The 18338-nt window shown below is 67.2% G+C and carries 16 protein-coding genes; 12 read left to right on the forward strand and 4 right to left on the reverse strand.

Annotation, left to right across the window (positions count from 1 at the left end):
* Positions 1 to 163 precede the first annotated feature (163 nt).
* The 12 genes from pqqA (at position 164) to RZE79_RS30665 (ending at position 11370) form a co-directional block, all read left to right on the forward strand.
* On the forward strand, positions 164 to 238 hold the full coding sequence (gene pqqA / locus RZE79_RS34790) for a pyrroloquinoline quinone precursor peptide PqqA (protein WP_081781751.1): 75 nt from the start codon (positions 164 to 166) through the stop codon (positions 236 to 238).
* A 56-nt stretch (positions 239 to 294) separates the two neighbouring features.
* Positions 295 to 1227 (forward strand): pyrroloquinoline quinone biosynthesis protein PqqB, encoded by a 933-nt coding sequence (gene pqqB / locus RZE79_RS30615; protein ID WP_319362005.1) that lies wholly within the window; start codon positions 295 to 297, stop codon positions 1225 to 1227.
* Positions 1228 to 1289: 62 nt separating this feature from the next.
* Complete coding sequence (pqqC, locus tag RZE79_RS30620; RefSeq protein WP_319362367.1) at positions 1290 to 2006, forward strand: pyrroloquinoline-quinone synthase PqqC; 717 nt, start codon at positions 1290 to 1292, stop codon at positions 2004 to 2006.
* Positions 2003 to 2266 carry a pyrroloquinoline quinone biosynthesis peptide chaperone PqqD gene (pqqD, locus tag RZE79_RS30625; RefSeq protein ID WP_319362006.1) on the forward strand — a complete coding sequence of 88 codons (264 nt, stop codon included), beginning with the start codon at positions 2003 to 2005 and terminating at the stop codon, positions 2264 to 2266. The genes pqqC and pqqD overlap by 4 nt, the downstream gene beginning before the upstream one ends.
* 8 nt (positions 2267 to 2274) lie before the next feature.
* Positions 2275 to 3480, forward strand: a complete 1206-nt coding sequence (pqqE, locus tag RZE79_RS30630; RefSeq protein WP_319362007.1) for a pyrroloquinoline quinone biosynthesis protein PqqE — start codon at positions 2275 to 2277, stop codon at positions 3478 to 3480.
* Positions 3474 to 4187 carry an ATP-binding cassette domain-containing protein gene (locus tag RZE79_RS30635; protein WP_319362008.1) on the forward strand — a complete coding sequence of 238 codons (714 nt, stop codon included), beginning with the start codon at positions 3474 to 3476 and terminating at the stop codon, positions 4185 to 4187. Before pqqE ends, RZE79_RS30635 begins: the two co-directional genes overlap by 7 nt.
* Positions 4188 to 4246: 59 nt before the next feature.
* Positions 4247 to 5224 carry a PQQ-dependent catabolism-associated beta-propeller protein gene (locus RZE79_RS30640; RefSeq protein WP_319362009.1) on the forward strand — a complete coding sequence of 326 codons (978 nt, stop codon included), beginning with the start codon at positions 4247 to 4249 and terminating at the stop codon, positions 5222 to 5224.
* Positions 5217 to 6419, forward strand: a complete 1203-nt coding sequence (locus RZE79_RS30645; RefSeq protein ID WP_319362010.1) for a branched-chain amino acid ABC transporter substrate-binding protein — start codon at positions 5217 to 5219, stop codon at positions 6417 to 6419. The genes RZE79_RS30640 and RZE79_RS30645 overlap by 8 nt, the downstream gene beginning before the upstream one ends.
* A complete protein-coding gene (locus RZE79_RS30650; protein WP_319362011.1) occupies positions 6416 to 7255 on the forward strand; it encodes an ABC transporter permease in 840 nt (279 codons plus the stop codon). The genes RZE79_RS30645 and RZE79_RS30650 overlap by 4 nt, the downstream gene beginning before the upstream one ends.
* 10 nt (positions 7256 to 7265) lie before the next feature.
* Positions 7266 to 8240, forward strand: a complete 975-nt coding sequence (locus RZE79_RS30655; RefSeq protein WP_319362012.1) for a tripartite tricarboxylate transporter substrate binding protein — start codon at positions 7266 to 7268, stop codon at positions 8238 to 8240.
* A complete protein-coding gene (locus RZE79_RS30660) occupies positions 8240 to 10345 on the forward strand; it encodes a 4Fe-4S binding protein (protein WP_319362013.1) in 2106 nt (701 codons plus the stop codon). Before RZE79_RS30655 ends, RZE79_RS30660 begins: the two co-directional genes overlap by 1 nt.
* Positions 10342 to 11370, forward strand: coding sequence for an FAD:protein FMN transferase (locus tag RZE79_RS30665; protein WP_319362014.1), 1029 nt, complete (start codon positions 10342 to 10344; stop codon positions 11368 to 11370). The genes RZE79_RS30660 and RZE79_RS30665 overlap by 4 nt, the downstream gene beginning before the upstream one ends.
* Here RZE79_RS30665 and RZE79_RS30670 read toward each other — a convergent pair.
* The 4 genes from RZE79_RS30670 to RZE79_RS30685 form a co-directional block, all read right to left on the reverse strand.
* The gene (locus RZE79_RS30670; protein ID WP_319362015.1) at positions 11352 to 13880 is read right to left on the reverse strand and encodes a TonB-dependent receptor domain-containing protein; all 2529 of its coding nucleotides are present in this window, start codon (positions 13878 to 13880) and stop codon (positions 11352 to 11354) included. The genes RZE79_RS30665 and RZE79_RS30670 overlap by 19 nt on opposite strands.
* A 373-nt stretch (positions 13881 to 14253) precedes the next feature.
* Positions 14254 to 14595, reverse strand: a complete 342-nt coding sequence (locus RZE79_RS30675; RefSeq protein ID WP_319362016.1) for a high-potential iron-sulfur protein — start codon at positions 14593 to 14595, stop codon at positions 14254 to 14256.
* Positions 14596 to 14604: 9 nt separating this feature from the next.
* A complete protein-coding gene (locus RZE79_RS30680; protein WP_319362017.1) occupies positions 14605 to 16395 on the reverse strand; it encodes a PQQ-dependent methanol/ethanol family dehydrogenase in 1791 nt (596 codons plus the stop codon).
* 962 nt (positions 16396 to 17357) lie between these two features.
* Positions 17358 to 17879 carry an XRE family transcriptional regulator gene (locus RZE79_RS30685; RefSeq protein WP_319362018.1) on the reverse strand — a complete coding sequence of 174 codons (522 nt, stop codon included), beginning with the start codon at positions 17877 to 17879 and terminating at the stop codon, positions 17358 to 17360.
* Positions 17880 to 18338: the final 459 nt, after the last annotated feature.

An 18338-nucleotide genomic window follows, 5' to 3' on the forward strand; every position in this document is an offset into this window, starting at 1 on the left:
GCTGCGCCATGTCGCTTCCGGGTCCTGCAGGGCCATCGGCATCAGGGCTTCCACCAGTCTTCGAGCGCTTGCGACGTCCCACCGTCACGGGCATGCGATTTGCGGAAGGGAACGAACCACCAGGCAATCCCGCCGGGCCGGTTCTGCTCCAAGGAGACTTCCCATGCAATGGTCGCAACCCGCGTTTGAAGACATGCGCTTCGGCTTCGAAATCACGATGTACATCTCGCATCGCTGAGCACCTCAGCCGGCGGCGCTGTGCCGCAGCGCCGCCGGCTCAACCTTGTTCTTCACATGAAAATACTTGTGCTCGGATCCGGCGCGGGTGGCGGTTTTCCGCAATGGAACTGCAATTGCCGCCAGTGCGCCGGCCAGCGCCAGGGAGAACTCACCGCGCATGCACGCACGCAGAGTTCCATCGCGGTGTCGGCCGACGGTCAAGCCTGGGCGCTGCTCAACGCCTCGCCTGACATCGGGCAGCAGCTGCGCCGCTATCCGCAACTGCATCCGCGCCAAGGCCTGCGCGACACGCCGATCAAGGCGGTGGTCCTGATGGATGCCCAGATCGACCACGTCACGGGGCTGCTCGGCATGCGTGAAGGGCCCTGCATCGATGTCTACGCCACGCCCTGCGTCTTCGAGGACCTGACCACGGTTTTTCCCATCCTCGGCGTGCTCGAACACTACTGCGGCACGCGCTGGCACATGCTGCCGGTGGCCGGCAGCACGACAAGCGCGAGCTTCATGATCGATGGCTTCGCGTCCCTGCGCTTCACTGCCGTGGCCATTCCCGGCAAAGCGCCACCGTATTCGCCGCACCGCCGGGACCACACGGTGGGCGACAACATCGCCCTGTTCATCGAGGACTTTCACGAGGGCAGCACCTTGTTCTATTCGCCGGGACTGGCGCACGTCGGCGCGGAGGAACTGAAGTGGATGCACGACGCGGACTGCCTCCTGGTCGATGGCACGTTCTGGGCCGAGGACGAAATGCAGCAAGCCGGCCTCGGCCGCAAGACGGCCAGCGACATGGGCCACCTGCCGCAAACCGGAGACCCGACACGCCCGGGCATGGTCGACGTGATGGCCGCCACCGCCGCGCGCCGCAAGGTATTGATCCACATCAACAACAGCAATCCGATCCTGGACGAAACCAGCGAGCAGCGACGCTTGCTCGACGGCCATGGCATCGAAGTCGCATACGACGGCATGGAGATCACGCTGTGAACACATTCGTGCCCACAGGTCCCGCCAGTGCGCGTACCGCGGCGCGCGAAGCGCTCCAGCGCCTGTGGACCTTCGAGGAGTTCGAGTCGCGCCTGCGCGCCTGCGAGTCGCGCTATCACATCCATCACCGGTTCAACCAGCGATTGAATCTCGGCGAACTGCAACCTTTCCAGGTGCGCGCCTGGGTTGCCAACCGCTTCTACTATCAAGTCAACATCCCGCGCAAGGACGCCGCCGTGATGTCCAACTGCGACGATCGCGCCGAACGGCGGCGCTGGATCCTGCGCATGCTCGACCACGATGGCCACGGCGACTTCGAAGGTGACGCCGCAGGGGGCATCGAGGCCTGGGCCCGGCTCGGCGAAGCCGTCGGCCTGGACCCGGCCGACCTCTGGTCGCATCGCCATGTGCAGCCGGGCGTGCGCTTCGCGGTCGATGCCTATGTCAATTTCGCGCGGCAGCAATCGTGGCAGGAGGCAGCCATCTCGTCGTTGACCGAGATGTTCGCGCCGAAGATCCACGCGGATCGCCTTGCGGCCTGGCCCGTGCTGTACCCATGGATCGACATCGAGGGGCTGGCCTACTTTCGAAGCCGCATTCCGCTGGCCACGCGTGACGTCGAGCATGGCCTGGACGTGGCGCGCCGCTGGTGCACCACGCGCAGCCGCCAGGAGCGCGCATTGGCGATCCTGCGGTTCAAGCTCGACATCCTGTGGTCGATGCTCGACGCCATCGAGCGTGGCTTTCCCGACGACATGCCACTGGCCCAACGACCATGATCGCACCCGACGCCCGCCCGCGCATCTCGCCTCTGTATCGCATGCAGTTCGAGCCGACGCAGGACAGCTGGGTCCTGCTATATCCCGAGGGCATGGTGCGCCTGAACGCGCCTGCCGCGGAGATACTCCAGCGCTGCGATGGCAAGCGCACGGTAGATGAGATCGTCGCTGAACTCGAGATCGTGTTCGCACAGTCGCCGCTGCACGACGATGTGGTCCTCTTCCTGAACCAGGCGCTGCAGCGCAGCTGGCTTCAGTAGGCAAGCCAATGGCCGCGCAAACTGGACGCACGACAAGGCCACCGCTGTGGCTGCTGGCGGAGCTGACCTACCGGTGCCCGCTGCACTGCGTGTTCTGCTCGAATCCGGTCGACTACGCGCGCCATGGCGAGGAGCTGGACACCGCCAGCTGGAAGCGCGTGCTGGCCGAGGCGCGTGCGCTCGGCGCGGTGCAACTGGGCTTCTCGGGCGGCGAGCCGCTGCTGCGCCCGGACCTGGAGGAACTCGTGGCGCATGCGCGCGGCCTGGGCTTCTACACCAACCTCATCACCTCGGGCGTTGGCCTGACCCGTGCACGCGCCAAGGCCCTGCGCGCAGCCGGCCTCGATCACGTGCAGCTGTCGTTCCAGGACTCCACGCGCGAACTCAACGACTTTCTCAGCTCCACGAAGACCTTCGAGCTGAAGTCCAGAGTCGCAGCCCTCATCAAGGCCGAGGGCTATCCCATGGTGCTGAACTGCGTGATGCACCGCTTCAACCTGGAGCATGTCGACCGGATCATCGGGATGGCCGAAGAGATGGGTGCGGATTTTCTCGAGCTCGCGAACACACAGTACTACGGCTGGGCCTGGCTCAACCGCGCCGCACTGATGCCGACGCCGGCCGAGCTGCGCGAGGCCGAGGCCGTGGTCGATGCACACCGCGATCGCCTGACGGGGCGGATGAAGATCCTCTGGGTGTCGCCCGACTATGCGGATGCGAAGCCCAAGCCCTGCATGGCGGGGTGGGGGTCGGTGTTCATGGTGGTCGCACCGGACGGCCTGGCCATGCCCTGCCACAGCGCCCGCATGCTGCCGGGGCCGACATTGCCGAACCTGCGTGACGTGTCGGTGGGCGCAGCCTGGCATGACAGCGAGGCCTTCAATCGCTATCGGGGCGACGCCTGGATGGGCTCGACCTGCAGCAGCTGCGAGGAGCGGCACCGCGATTTCGGTGGCTGCCGTTGCCAGGCTTTCCTGGTCACCGGTGACGCGGCAGCCACCGACCCGGTGTGTCCGAAGAGCCCGGATCGCGCACGCATCGACGACATGCTCGATGCCGCCGCCACGCGGCACGCAACCGGCGCGTCGGTGCAGCCGCTGCGCTTCGTGCCGGGCGCGCGGCGCGGCGCCGACATGCTGTTTCGCAGCGACGGGAACTCGCGGGATTGCAGCATGGCGGACTCGGCGAATGCGGCGGACGAGGCGCCATGCTGAAGATCCAGAGTCTCACGCAGCGCTACGGCCAGCGCGTTGCGCTGGATGCGCTGACCCTGTCCATCGCACGCGGCGGCTTCGTCGTCCTGCTCGGGCCGAACGGCGCGGGCAAGTCGACCTTGTTCCAGGTGTTGGCAGGGCTCTTCGCAGCGGACGAAGGCGATGTGGAGATCGCCGGACTGTCGATGCGCACCGATGCACGCCGCGCGCTCGCGCACATCGGTGTGGTCTTCCAGCAGCAGTCGCTCGACCTCGACCTGAGCGTGGTGCGCAACCTCCAGTTCCACGCCGACCTGCAAGGCTTGCCATTGCACCGCGCACGCGAGCGCATCACGTTGGAGGCCGCGCGCTTCGGGCTCCTGGCCGACATGCAGCGCAGCGTGCGGGAGCTCTCGGGGGGCAACCGGCGCAAGGTTGAACTGGTGCGCGCTCTGCTGCACCGTCCCGATCTGCTGCTGATGGACGAAGCCACGGTCGGCCTCGACCCTCAATCGCGCCGCGACCTGATCGATGGCCTGCAGCAAGAGGTGCTCGAACGCGGCGTGACAGTGCTGTGGGCCACGCACCTGGTGTCCGAAGCCGAGCATGCCGACCGTGTGCTGGTCCTGCACCGGGGCCGGTTGCTGGCCCAAGGACCGCCGGCCGAGGTCACGGCCACCCTCGGCGGCGAAACGCTGGAGGCGGCCTTCCTGAACGCAACCCGCTAGGGCACACCGCGTCGAAAGGCAGCACCGAGAACCCCAACGAACCACGAGACACAGACAGCATGATCCGATCCTCCCTCCTCCTGCTCGGCCTTGCCGCGGCCATGGGCGCGCCCCTGGCCTCGGCCAAAGACAGCGGTCTTGCCTTCGTCTCCAGCGAGAAAGACAACGCCATCGCCGTGGTCGACCTGAAGACGCTGGCCGTCGTCGGCAGCATGCCGACCTGCAAGCGCCCGCGCCACATGCAGCGCCTGAACGGCGACACGCAGCTGATGGTGGCCTGCAGCGACTCCGGCCGCGCGGAGATCTTCGACCTGACAACGCGCAAGTCGCTGGGCAGCGTGCCGCTCGGCGACGACCCCGAGGTGTTTGACCTGTCGGCCGACGGCCGGACCGCCTATGTGTCAGCAGAGGACGACGGCGCGCTCCACGTGTTCGACCTGTCGACGAAGAAGCTGCTGAAGTCCGTGCCCGTAGGCAAGGAACCCGAGGGCGTGAAGGTGTCGCCCGACGGCAAACGCGTGTACGTCACCTCGGAGGTGGCGAACCTGGTGCACGTGGTCGACACGGCCACGCTCAAGGTGATGAAGAACATCCCCGTCGGGAAGCGCCCGCGGCGCTTCGCGTTCTCGGCGGATGGCAGCGAACTCTGGGTTACCAACGAACTGGGCAGCAGCGTCAGCGTGATCGCCACCGCCGACCTGCAGGTGATTGCGACGGTGGTGTTCGAAGTCAAGGGCATGCGGCCGGACGACATCACGCCCGTGGGCATCACCGCATCACCCGACGGCAAGACGATGTACGTCGGGCTGGGCCGCGCCAACCATGTCGCCTTCGTGGACGTCGCATCGCGCAAGACCAGGACCCTGGCGCTGGTGGGCAAACGGGCCTGGGGCGTGGCGACCAACCGTGACGGCTCCAGGCTCTTCGTGGCCAACGGCCTGTCGGACGACATGACCGTGGTCGACTCCGCGACCGCACGGCCGATCCGCACGATCGCGGTGGGCCGTGTACCGCACACTGTTGTCGTCGATGACTAGCCGCCTGTTCGCCCGGCGGCGCCGCGGCATCTGCGCAGGGGCCGTGCTCGCCGCGGCAATGGCGTGCCATGCCGACGCCGCCACCTTGACGATCGGCATCGTGCAGCGCGCCGATGACGACCGGCTGGCCCCTGCACGCGTGGCGCTGGCCTACCCCGGGCAGCCCGGTGGGCGGGCACGCGACGCGGTCGACCTGGCAGTTCAGGAAAGCCAGTTTGAACTCGAGGCGGCCGGCCTGCAGGTTGCCGTGAGCGTGCGCGACGCGAAGTCGGCGGAGGACGCAGCCGCGCAATTGCGCCAGCTCGACAAGGCCGGTGCGAACGCCGCAGTGCTCGACCTTCCCGCCGCATGGATCGCTGCCGCATCGGCCGTCACCGCGATGCCCGTTCTCAACGTGGGCGATAGCGCCGAGACGCCGCGCCAAGGCTGCCGCGGCAACCTCTTTCACACGCTGCCGAGCGACCGCATGCGTACGGATGCGCTTGCGCAGGCCCTGCTCTGGCGTAAGTGGATGCGTGTGCTGCTGCTCGCCGGCCCAAGCGCCGAAGACGCGACCCGGCTCTCCCTGGCACAGGCAGCCTTGAAGCGATACGGCCTGCGGCAGGTCGCCGCGAAGCACTTCAAACTGTCCGCTGACCCTCGCGAACGCGATCTGGCCAACCCCCTGCTGCTGACCGGCACGGCGGCCGTGGGCGGCGACTACGACGTGGTGTGGGTGGTCGACAGCGACGGCGAGTTCGCCCGAACCCTGCCCTATCGCATCGCGCTGCCCCGTCCCGTGGTCGGCGATGCCGGCATGACAGCGCAAGCCTGGGCACCGAACTTCGAGCGCTACGGGGCGCCGCAGCTTGCCCGCCGCTTCGCCCGTGCCGCGCGCCGCCCAATGACCGGCCACGACTGGGCCGCCTACGTGGCGGCGAAGGCCGTGCTCCAGGCCGCCTTGACGCGACCGGCCCCCATCACTGCCGCGGGCCTGAACGCCGCCCTCGGCAAGCCCGACTTCGCGCTCGACGGCGTGAAGGGCGTACGCCTGAGCTTCCGTGCCTGGGACCATCAACTGCGCCAGCCGATGCTGCTGAGCGACGGCGTCGCGGTGATCGGCACCGCGCCCGTGGACGGCGTCATGCATGCGAAGAACGTGCTGGACACGCTCGGCACCGACGCGCCGGAGTCGCCCTGCAAGGCCGCGCCATGACCCCCGATGTGCGCCACGGCGAGGCCAGGCATGCCATGCAGGCGCTGCGTGCGATCGTCATGCGCGAACTGGTCAAGTTCTGGCAGCAGAAGGCACGCCTCGTGTCTGCGCTGGTGCGGCCGGTGCTGTGGCTCGCGGTGTTCGCGGCGGGGTTCCGCAACGTCTTCGGCATGGCGATCGCGCAGCCCTACGACACCTACATCCCCTACGACATCTATATCGCGCCCGGCCTGATCGGCATGGTCCTGCTGTTCAACGGCATGCAGTCGTCCCTGGCGATGGTGTACGACCGCGAGATGGGCCTCATGCGCCTCCTGCTGACCGCGCCGCTGCCGCGCTGGTGGCTCCTGTTCTCGAAGATGCTGGCAACGGCGCTGCTGAGCCTGGTGCAGGTGCTGGCGTTCGTCGCGGTGGCGGCACTGCTCGGCACCACGTTGCCGATGCAGCCGCTCGCGTTGCTGCATGCGCTGGTCGCCACGCTCGCCTGCGCACTGATGCTCGCATCGATCGGGCTGCTGCTGTCTGTCTACGTCAGACAGCTGGAGAACTTCGCCGGCACGATGAATTTCGTGATCTTCCCGATGTACTTCCTGTCCACAGCGCTCTATCCGCTGTGGAAGCTGGAGGAATCGGGCGCGACCTGGGTGTACCGAGTGGCGCAGTTCAATCCGTTCACGCATGCGGTCGAGTGGATTCGCTTTGCGCTCTACGGCAAGGACCCGGACGTCGCTCCGCTCATCGTGCTGGCCACGCTGACCGTGTGCTTCACGCTGGCCTGCTGGGGCTACGACCCCCGGCGCGGCTTCGGCGGCCTGACGCAGCGAGGCGCCGCATGAAGGTACTTCAATGACCACGCGGCGCGGCCTGCTTCTCTCTGCGGCGTCCGTGGCAGCACTCTCGGCGGGGCGCACGCGTGCGCAACCGGACGAGGCGCCGTTTCCGCGCCGCCCCCTGTCGCTCTGGGTGCCATGGGCTGCGGGCGGCGGCACCGACCTCACCCTGCGCCTGCTGGCCGAGCTGGCCGGCCAGCAATTGGGACAGCGCATCGTCATCGAGAACCGCGGCGGTGCCGGCGGCACGCTGGCGATGCCGGTGCTGCAACAGGCGCTGCCCGATGGCTACACGCTGGCGCAGATGCCGCAGCCGGTGTTTCGCGCACCGTTCACGCAGAAGGTGACGTGGGACCCGATCCGCGACACCACGCCGATCCTGCAGGTGAGCGGCGTGACCTTCGGCCTGTTGGTGCCTGCGGCCAGTCCCCTGCGCAGCGTGGCCGATCTGCTGTCCCTTGCCACGGCACGTCCGGGCGAGCTGACCCTGGCGACCAACGGCGTGGGCACCACGCCGCACGTCGTCATGGACGAGTTGTTCGCAAGACACGGGCTGAGCTTCATCCACGTGCCGTACAAGGGTGCGGCCGAGCAGATGATCGCGTTGTCGGCGGGCCAGGTCGCGGCGGGCGTCAACGCCAACGGCTTCGTACCGTACGTCGACTCGGGCCGCTTGCGCCTGCTGGCCACCTTCGGCGCGAACCGTTCGAAGCGGTGGCCCGAGGTGCCGACGATGAATGAGCTCGGCCATGGAATCGTGGCCATGTCGCCCTACGGCCTGGCGGGGCCGCGCGGCATGCCCGAGCCGGTCGTACGGCGGTTGCACGACGCGTTCAAGCGCGCGCTGTTCGATCCGCGGCACATCGCCGAACTAGGGCGTTACGACCAGGACGTGGCCTACCTAGACAGCGCCGACTACGGCCGCAGCATGCGCGAGGCCTACGCTGGCGAGAAGCGCACGGTCGAGCGGCTGGGCCTGGGTTCGGTCTGATGCCGATACGCGGCCTGTTGTCTTGGCTGATGGCGACGCTGGTCGGCTTCGCGTGTGCCGCGCACGCCGGCGTGATGACACGCACAGACATGCTCAAGGCCTTTCCCCCACCATTGGCGGTCGGCGAGAAGGATGCGCAACTGCCCGTGTGGCCCATCTTCAAGCAGGACGTGACCACGCCCGTCCTGGCCGGCTACGTCTTCGAGTCGATCGACTTCGCGCCGATCCCGGGCTTCTCGGGCGTGCCGTTCAACCTGCTCGTGGCGCTCGATCCCAAGGGCACTTTTCTCGACGTGCGCGTGCTGTCGCACCACGAGCCCGTTTTTCTTGAAGGACTGGGCGAGGCACCATTGTTCCGCTTTGCCGACCAATACAAGGGCCTTTCGCTTCAGCAGGCCATCAAGATCGGCTCCAACGCCAACCGCGGCGAGGAGCGCGGCAGCGCCAACGTCTACATCGACGGCGTGGCGAAGGCCACCGCCTCGGTGCGCATCCTGAACCAGAGCCTGCTCTCGTCGGCGCTGCGGGTGGCGCGCGCCAGGCTCGGCTTTGCCGCGGGCCGTGATCCCGATCTTGTCGCACGCGTGCGCAAGGACACCTACGCGCCGATGGCTTGGGACGCGCTGCTCGAGGCCGGCCTGGTGCAGCATCTGCGCATCACACAAGGCATGGTGGAGAAGGCCTTCGACGGCAGCGGCGTCGAGCAGCCCGTTGCCGGCCGGGAAAGCAGCACCTTCTGCGACCTCTACATCACCTACCTCAACATGCCGGCCATCGGGCGCAACCTGCTGTCCGAATTCGGCTGGAACCACCTGCTCGAGCGCATGGACGGCGGTGACCATGCGCTGCTCGTGATCGCCGCGGGCCCCCACACCTTCGTCGGCGACAACTTCGTGCGCGGCGCGGTGCCCGACCGGCTGACGCTCAGGCAAGGCGAGCTGCCGCTCGAACTGCGCGACCTGGACCTGGACGACCCGCTGCAGTTGCCGGCGAGCCTGCGCGGCGCCGACGCCAAGGTCTTCCGCGTCATCGGTCCCGCCGGGCTCGACCCCGCTCGCACGATGGACTTCGCGCTGCGCGTGACGCGCGACAAGGGCATGGTCTACCCCGAGCGCATCAGCCGCAGCTTCGGCATTCCCTACACCCTCCCGGCCGACCAGGTCACGCGGCCCGAATCGGACAACAAGGGCTGGCAGGACATCTGGCGTTCGCGCGCGTGGGAGCTCGCGGTGCTGGCCGGCGCACTGGCGCTGCTGGCGGTGGTGCTGGCCCGACCCAAGTGGATCGTTGCCCGTCCGGCGCGACTCGCGCGCTTTCGCACCGGCTATCTCCTCTTCACGCTGATCTTCATCGGCTGGTTCGCGCAGGGGCAGCTGTCGATCGTCAACATCACCGCGCTGATCCAGGCGCTCGTCGCCGGGCGCGACCTGGGCTTCTTTCTCTACGACCCGATGACGGTCGCGTTGTGGGCCTTCGTTGCCGTGACGCTGGTCGTGTGGGGGCGCGGCACCTTCTGCGGATGGCTCTGTCCTTTCGGTGCGATGCAGGAACTTGTGGCGCAAGCGGCGCGGTTCGCGGGCATCCGCCGCATCAAGCTGCACCGCGACCTCGATGCCCGGCTCAAGCTTGTCAAGTACGCGGTCCTCGCGGTGGTTGTCGGGCTGGCCGTGGCCTGGCCCGCGTGGACCGACCATGCGGTGGAGATCGAGCCGTTCAAGACCACCATCACGCTCGCGTTCGTGCGTTCGTGGCCGTTCGTCGCATGGGCGGCGGCGCTGCTGCTGGTGAACGTGTTCATCTACAAGGGCTTTTGTCGCTACCTGTGTCCGCTGGGCGCGGGCCTGGGCCTGCTCGGACGCACGCGCTTGCTGCGCTGGATTCCACGCCGCAAGGAGTGCGGCACGCCCTGCCAGACATGCCGCCATCGCTGCGAGTACCAGGCCATCCAGCCCAGCGGCGCCATTGTTTACGAGGAATGCTTCCAGTGCCTGGACTGCGTGGCGATCCACGACAGCCCGACGCGCTGCGCGCCCCTGATCGCCAAGGGGCGCGACCGGCATATCGCCATCCGGCCGTTGCCGGTGGTACAGGGGCGCGGCGCATGAAGCGGCGGCAGTGGCTGCGCGCGACCTTGGGCCTGGGCGCGCTCGCCGCCTTCTCCGACCTGTCCCCGGCCGTGACGTCGTTGCACTGGCGACAACGTTCGATGCTGGGCTTCGGCACCACACTGTCGTTGAAGGCCGGGCATGGGAATGCCGCAACGCTGGAGCGCGCGCTCGATGCGGGCGTGCAGGCGCTGCAGCGCATCGAAAGCCAGATGAGCCTTTTCCGGCCCGACAGCGCACTCTCGCGACTGAACCGCGATGGCATGCTGCGCTCGCCGCCGGCCGAGCTGGTCGAGATCCTGGACATCGCCCACAACATCTCGCGCGACAGCGATGGTGCATTCGATGTCACGGTACAGCCGCTGTGGCTCGCCTTCGATGCGGCAAGGCGGGCAGGACGCCTGCCCGGCCCGCAGGAAGTGCGGGCGGCACGCGCCCGCGTCGACTGGCGGGCCATCGACGTCACCTCCCGTCTTGTCCGCTTCGACGCGCCCTCAATGGCCGCCACGCTCAACGGCATCGCGCAGGGCTACGCAGCCGACAACGTCCGTATAGTCCTCGCATCCCATGGCATCCGCCATGCGCTGGTTGATGCGGGCGAGTTCGCACCGCTGGGGCACAACAGCCAGGCGCGCCCGTGGACGCTCGGCATTGCCGATCCGCACGACGAATCGGCCCTGATTGCGCGGCTGCTGGCCGACGGCCGGTGCGTCGCCACCTCGGCCGACAACCTCACGGTGTTCAGCGCCGACCATCGCCACCACCACATCTTCGACCCGCACACCGGCTACTCGCCGCCCGCGCTTTCGGCCGTGACCGTCGCGGCCGACTCCGCAGCCATCGCCGATGCGTTGACCAAGGTCTTCTTCGTGGCAGGCCCCGCGCGCGCAAAGCTGCTGGCGCACCAGTGGAAGGTGGATGCGCTGTGGGTCGACAAGATGGGCCGATGGGAAGCGACAGCCGGCCTGCAGATCGACCGTGTCGGCCCGGACGAGAGGGCGGCACGTCAGCTGCCGAAGGTGTAGCGCACGCCCACCCATGCCGCACGCGGCGCACCGGGCGACATCAAGCTTGCACTGCTCACCGGATGGTCACCGTTGGCGTTGCGCGGCAGGCCGCGTGCCACATACGCGCCGGTGGCCGTGAAGCCATTGGTGCCCAATTGCCCGCCGGTCGTGTATTTGCGGCCGAACAGGTTGGTGACCTGGAGGAAGAACTTCAGCCCGGCCCGCGGCTTGTAGTCGACACCCAGGTTGAACACCGCGTAACCCGCGCTGCGGCCCGGGCCGGCGTAGTACAAGCCGTCGGCGGCGTGCATTCCGTTCTCGTTGCCGCGCAGGCTGGCACCGCTCGACGCGAGCATGTCCACGCCGATGCGCCATTGCGCATTCGGCGCGTAGTCCGCATACAGCTTGAGCACACGGCGCGGCAACATCGGGATGCGATCCCCGGGGCGGATCCGGACCGTGCCTTCGGTGCCCGGGAATCCGGCGAGCGCCTGGTCGTTGCTGCTGTTGCCCGAGCCACCCACGGTCTCCGCGCTGCGGTAGGTCGCACCGAGCAGCATCAGGTTGCCGCCCACGGTCAGCCCGTGGGCAGGCTTGGCGCTCAGTCCCATCTCGACGCCCCGGCGGCGTGTCTTGCCGAAGTTCTTGAAGTAGCCGAATCCGCTCGAATCGTCGGCGACGAACAGCAGGTCGTTGCGGTTGTCGGAGCGGAACACGCCGAAGTTCCAGGCCAGGTTCTGCCGCATCACGCCGCGCAGCCCGGCCTCGAAGGTCGTGGTGACCACCTGCTTGAGCGGCGGGTCGCCGGCGAACGAGTTGGGTAGCTTGCACGGGCTCGCGGGATCGGCGCAGCCCAGTTCGATGGCTGTCGGTGCACGGCTTCCCTGGTTGACGCCGGCATACAGCGTGACGGCCTCGCTCGGCGAAAAGGTCAGCCCAACTGCCGGATTGAAGCGGCTGAAGGTGTAGCGGCCGTCGAGCGAGCCCCGTCCGCCACCGGGTGTGAGGCCGTCGGTGTTGCGCACCGTCGTTCGGTTGAAGCGGCCGGACAGCGTGAGATGCGTGCGTGCGTTCAGCGCAATGGTGTCGGAGGCATACAGGCTGGTGGTGTTGGAACGGCTCGACAGATCCACGCGTGCATCGAAGGCGTTCTCCGACTCCTGCGTGCCGTCGGCAAAGGCACCGGGGCCGAACACCGGCGCGACGGTGCGGTCGGGGTTGAGGTAGCCGAACTGCGTGCTCTGGCCGAAGCGCACGCGACTGGCGTCGTAGGCGGCGCCGATCACGATCGCATGGTCGATGCTGCCGGTCCCGGCCTGGGCGGAAAGCTGCGCGGCAAGTCCGTGGTTCGTTTGCCGCGTTTCGGTGCGATTGACGAGCCCGTTGCACTTTTCGTCAGGCTCGGTGTTCAGCAGGGCATTGGCAATGCAGCGCCACTTCGGGAACGGCGTGTTCGATGCGGTGGCGCCGCTCGCTGGGTAGCCTGCGAGGCCCGCGGCAGCCAGCGCCGAGCGCTCGGACGTGCTCGGCTCGTAGATCGATTCGGTGAAGGCCTCGTCGTTGATGTCGCCGTTGAAGGTGCTTGTCCTGATGTTGCGGTAGTAGGCGTTGCCCGACAGTGTCCAGGTGTCGTTCAGCGCCTGCGTCATCGCCAGGTTGAGAAAGGCCGACCTGTTCTTCGTGCTGTCGGGAATGGTGCGCACGCTGGCCCAGTCACGCTGCAGTGCCCCCAGTTCCTGCGCGCCATTGCCGGTCAGGTCGTTGTCGGCGAGCGCAGCGCTCAACGAGAAGCTGCCGTCGCGCGTCTTGCGGCCGACCTTGGCGAACAGCTGGCTCACGTCGGAAGGCGAGCTCACGCGCCAGCCCTTCTCGTGGAAACGGTTGCCTGTGACGAACCAGTTCCAGCCGCTGACGCTGCCGCCGGTTTCGAACTCGGCCGCGATACGCCCCCACGAGCCACCCATCAGCTGCACCGAAGTGCCCGGATGGCTCAAGCCGTCCTTCGTCTGGATCGCCAACGCGCCGCCCAGCGTGTTCAGGCCGAACAGCGGATTGCTGCCGGGCATCAGCGTGACCGTCGAGATCGCGGAGCGGGGAATAAGGTCCCAGCTCACCACATCGCCGAAGGGCTGATTCAGGCGCACGCCGTCCATGAACACCGACAGGCCCTGCGGCGTGCCGAGCAGCGGCGATGCCGTGAAACCGCGGTAGTTGATGTCGGGCTGGAACGGATTGCCCTGTGTTTCGTTCACCGTCACGCTGCCGATCGCGCGCACCAGATGGCTGGACACGTCGAGCGCGTGTGTGCGTTCCAGATCGGCACCGGTGACCGCCTGCACGTTGGCCGGCACGTCGTCGCGCGGCACATCCAGTCCGGGAAGCGGCGCCGGGGCGACGACGGTGACGGTAGGCAGGTCACGCACGGGCGCGGATTCTTGTGCGGCGGCGACGATCGACTGGCACAGCAGCAGGCCCGCGGCCGCCAGCGGCGCCAAGGAAAAGACGGGAAAGCGCGCGCGACGAATCATGGGTTGTCTCCTGGGGCGATGGTTGTCGTTGGCATCGGGCGCGTGTGCGCCCATCGTCCAAGGTATGCGGTGCGCGGCCGCCGCGACAGGGGAAACTTCCCGCCGTGCGCGCAGGTCAGCAGGCTTGCGGCTGGATCAGTCCGTGGCGGATCGCTGGGTGCACCATCGCCGCCGTGGTGCACAGGCCGAGCTTGTCCTTGATGAGGCGCAAATAAGGCGACGGCGAGGGTGACGGCCACCACCCAGGCCAGGTCCGTACGCCAGGCGGTTGAACCGGCCCGCGCGAAGCGACGCGCGGGCCGTGTCGTTGCCACGATTGCGAGGCCCAACGGCTCGGGTGCCGCCACCCCGGACCGCCGCTCGAAGGACAGGCTCAGCCCGGCTTTTTGGCCCACGCCAGACACCAGCCCTGCGCGGCGATGTGCTTGCGGCCGAACATCGCACAGCCCGCCCAGGGGTCGGCCGCCGCGCCCTGCCACATCGCGCAGTTCACGCAGCGCTGCGACACGTCGTGCTTCGGGTACTTCTTCTTGTCGACGTTCTTCGTGTCGTGTTTGTAGCCCAGCGCGACTGAGGTCTCGTCGGACTCCTCTGCATGCACTGCTGCCCATGCGGCCGCCGGAACGATGGCGATGACGCAGGTGCCGACCACCGCGCGACCGGCGAACGCCCTTCGCGTGAGCCCTGCGGCCACGCTCTTGTTGATCTTGCTCATGGCGGCGCCTCAGTTGGAGGCGACTTTCGCCGCACCACCGGCCTGGGCCGTGCGCGTGCCACCCGCGCCGGGAATCTTGAAGACCCACACCATGCCGCCCTGCTCAAGCAGGTTGACCTTCTTGGCCACCTCGCCGCCCCACAGCGGCACCGCGCCGCCCCAGCCCGAGACCACGCTCACGTACTGCTCCCCGCCCTGCATCCAGGTGACAGGCGGCGCAACCACACCCGAGCCGGTCTGGAATTCCCAGACCACCTTGCCCGTCCTGGCGTCGGCTGCCTTCAGGTAACCCTCTGGCGTGCCCCAGAACACGAGGTTGCCGCCGGTGGTCAACACACCACCCCAGAGCGGCGCGCCATTCTTCACTTCCCAGGCCATCTTTCCGGTCTTCGGGTCGATGGCGCGGAGCGAGCCGATGTAGTCCTCGTTGAGCGGCTTGATCGTGAAGCCCGCGCCCAGGTAGGCCGCACCCTTCTTGTAGGCCACCGGTTCGTTCCAGATGTCCATGCCCCATTCGTTGGCCGGCACGTAGAACAACTTGGTATCGGGGCTGTAGGCCATGGGCATCTGGTTCTTGCCGCCGAGGAAGCCCGGTGCGGCGAACACGGCGCTGCCCTTCTTGCCGTCGGCGCCCGCCGTCGGGTCACCCGGGCGGTTCTCGGGAATGAAGTTGGGCCGGCCGGTCTTCAGGTCGATGCCGCTGGCCCAGGTGATTTTCTTGACGAACGGAAAGGCATTGATCAGCTTCCCGGTGCTGGCGTCGTTCACGTAGAAGAAGCCGTTGCGGTCGGCCTTGCCACCGACGCGCTTGCCGTCCATGTCGAACGTCACGAACTCGTTGACGCCGTCGAAGTCCCAGCTGTCGTTGGGCGTGCTCTGGTAGCTCCACTTGATCTGCCCGGTCTTTACGTCGATGGCCACCGTGGAGCACGAGAAGAGGTTGTCACCCTGGCGCAGATGGCTGTTCCATGGGGCCGGGTTGCCGGTGCCGAAGTAGGCCAGCCCTGTCTTGGCATCGTAGGTACCACCTAGCCAGGTGGCGGCCCCGCCGGTCTTCCACAGGTCGCCGGGCCAGCTCTTGTTGACGGTGCCGGAAATGCCGTTTTCCTTCTTGTTGCCATCCTTGTCGTAGGTGTAGCCCATGTGGCCTTCCACGGTAGGCCGCATCCACAGCAGCTTGCCCGTCTTCGGGTCGCGCGCCTCGACGCGGCCCACCACGCCGAACTCGCCGCCCGAGACACCCGTGAGCAATACCCCATTGGCGACGATGGGTGCGGCGGTGGCCGAGTAGCCGGCGGCATAGTCGTCGATCTTCTCCTTCCACACCACGTCACCGGAATTCTGGTCCAGCGCCACGAGTTGGGCATCGAGCGTCGCGAAGATCACCAGGTTGTCGTAGAGCGCTGCGCCGCGATTCACCACGTCGCAGCAGGGCATGATTCCCTCGGGGAGCCGATGCTCATACTTCCACAGCTTCTTGCCCGTGGTGGCATCGAGCGCAAAGATGCGCGAGTAAGACGCCGTGACAAACATCTTCCCGTTCATGATGACCGGTTGGGCCTCCTGTCCGCGCTGCTTCTCTCCGCCGAACGAGAAGGCCCATACCGGGGCCAGCTTGGCGGCGTTGCCGACATTGACCTGCTTGAGTGGCGAATAGCGCTGGCCTTGGGTGTTGATGCCCCAGGTCAGGATGTTGCCGCTCGCGGTGGCTTCGGACTGGATCATCTTGTCGGTCACCTGGGCGTGAGCGGCGCCAGCCAGGCCAAAGGAAATCAAAACGGTCAAAAGCTTCATCTGCATGGTGTCTCCTCGAGGGGGTGGAATTTGAGTCTTGGATGCGCCCGGCAGGCACTGTCTCCATGGATGAAAGGGCAAATGCCGTGCCATGCGCCGCGAGCGCTGCTGACAGGAGCGCAGGCCGGTCGCGGGGCGCTGGCGTGCGGGTTTTCCCGCTGCATTGCTGCAAGGTTGAACACTCTCAGTGCCCACCAGCGTGGCATCGCGTCACACTTCCCACTCGCATGTCAGGGAGCTACAGCGGAAGGTCGTCTCGGGCAAAGACCTTCTTCATGTGCTCGCAAGGCACGATTGCTGTCGGGAGAATCGTCCCGGTGTACGCAGAAAGGGCCCGGAGCTTGCGCAACATGCGCTTGCGAAGCGGATGCCGGCGTAGCAACTCTGTCCTCCCAGCGGCAGCCCATGGCAGCAACGATGTCGTCCGAGTCCTGCGTGGACACGCCAAGATCCAGGTCGATCGCTAGCGAAATCACCGCATCGTCCAAGCGGCTGCGCCGACGCTCACCCGTGTGGATCTGGACTGCCCCTCGGATGACGCGGCGTGGATGGCCACGTGAGAGAAGCTCTCGTTCGACGCAGCACCCAGTGGCGCCGCCGATCACCTCCACCACACGCGGTACGGCAGGCACCTGATCGCGGCGAACGATCGAGCGCACTCGTCCTAGCTCCTATGAGAAAGGCCTCGCGACCCAGCGCTCGTGATAGCACGGCGTCGAGTGCACCTCGTCGGGGGATTGCGGGACTGCGAGCCGCGGGGCACTCGGTGGGGAGCCCTCGCGCTGCAGCAGACGAAGCGGCGACTTCAGGGGGCACGAAGCGCATACATCTCGCATTTGAAGCGTGATGTCCAGTCGAAAGAAAAACGGTGACGCTCCGGACCTCGGCATACGCCAGCGGCATTGCCGGCAGAGCGGATGGAATGGGCGATCGCGCCGCAGCGCCACAGAGGCGGGAAGCACCCACCGCTATTCGCGCAGGGTGAGCACCACCGAAAGATAGGACACCGGGCCACCCGCGATGGCCTCGATCCCGTGCAGCGCCGTCGCCTCGAACAGCAGCGAGTCACCTGCCTTCACCTGGACCACCTTGCCGCCATAGCGGTAGGACACTTCCCCGGAAAGGAAGTAGAGGAACTTGAGACCCGGATGCTGGAATGTCACGTAGGGATCGGCTCCCGGCAGCAGCGTGACCAGGTAGGGCTCGACGAAGAGATTGCCCGACAGCAGGTGCCCCAGCAGTTCGTAGCGGTAGTCAGAAACAGCGCCGATGCGATCGACGACGACACCCTGTCCGGCACGCACATGGCAGAAGTCCGTGCGCCGCGCCTGGTCGCTGAAGAAGCGCGACGTCGGAACATGGAGCGCCTGCGCGAGGCGCTCCAAGGTCTCCACCGACGGCGAAACCAGACCGCGTTCGATGCGCGACAGCATCGAGGCAGAAATCCCTGAGGTCTTTGCGAGCTCGCCGCCGGACAGCTCAGCGGCCATGCGAAGTGCCCTCACCTGCGCGCCGATGCGCGCCGTGGACAGGCTGCGCACAACGGGCGCCGGCTGTCGGGGCCGCACCCGCGTGATCGATGCCGGCAGCTTCGGCGCGTGCGCTGTGGGGAATGGGGACGGTGACCGGACCTTTCGCATGAGCACAAACCCTTCGCAGAAGCAGCAAGTCTGGCCATTGTGAGACAAACATGGCTGACCTGAAAACGACCTTCCGCGCAACTGCTTGCGTTGGGCACTATCCGGCGGCGCGGAAAGGGGCGTGCGCCCCTGAGGCATTGCGCTTCGAGGCATGAAGCCGCGGAACACCGTCGATCGCGTGGACGGTCAAGTTCGCAAACGCCTCGCTGGGCAACCTGGAAGGTCTCGCATGGGCATTGGGACTCGGGGCCCACGGCTTCGTTTATCGTTGCGAAAGGTGGTAGCCGCCGATGGCATCTGCGCTCGGCG

This window comes from Variovorax sp. EBFNA2, assembly GCF_033802765.1.
Lineage (GTDB): Bacteria > Pseudomonadota > Gammaproteobacteria > Burkholderiales > Burkholderiaceae_C > Variovorax > Variovorax paradoxus_H.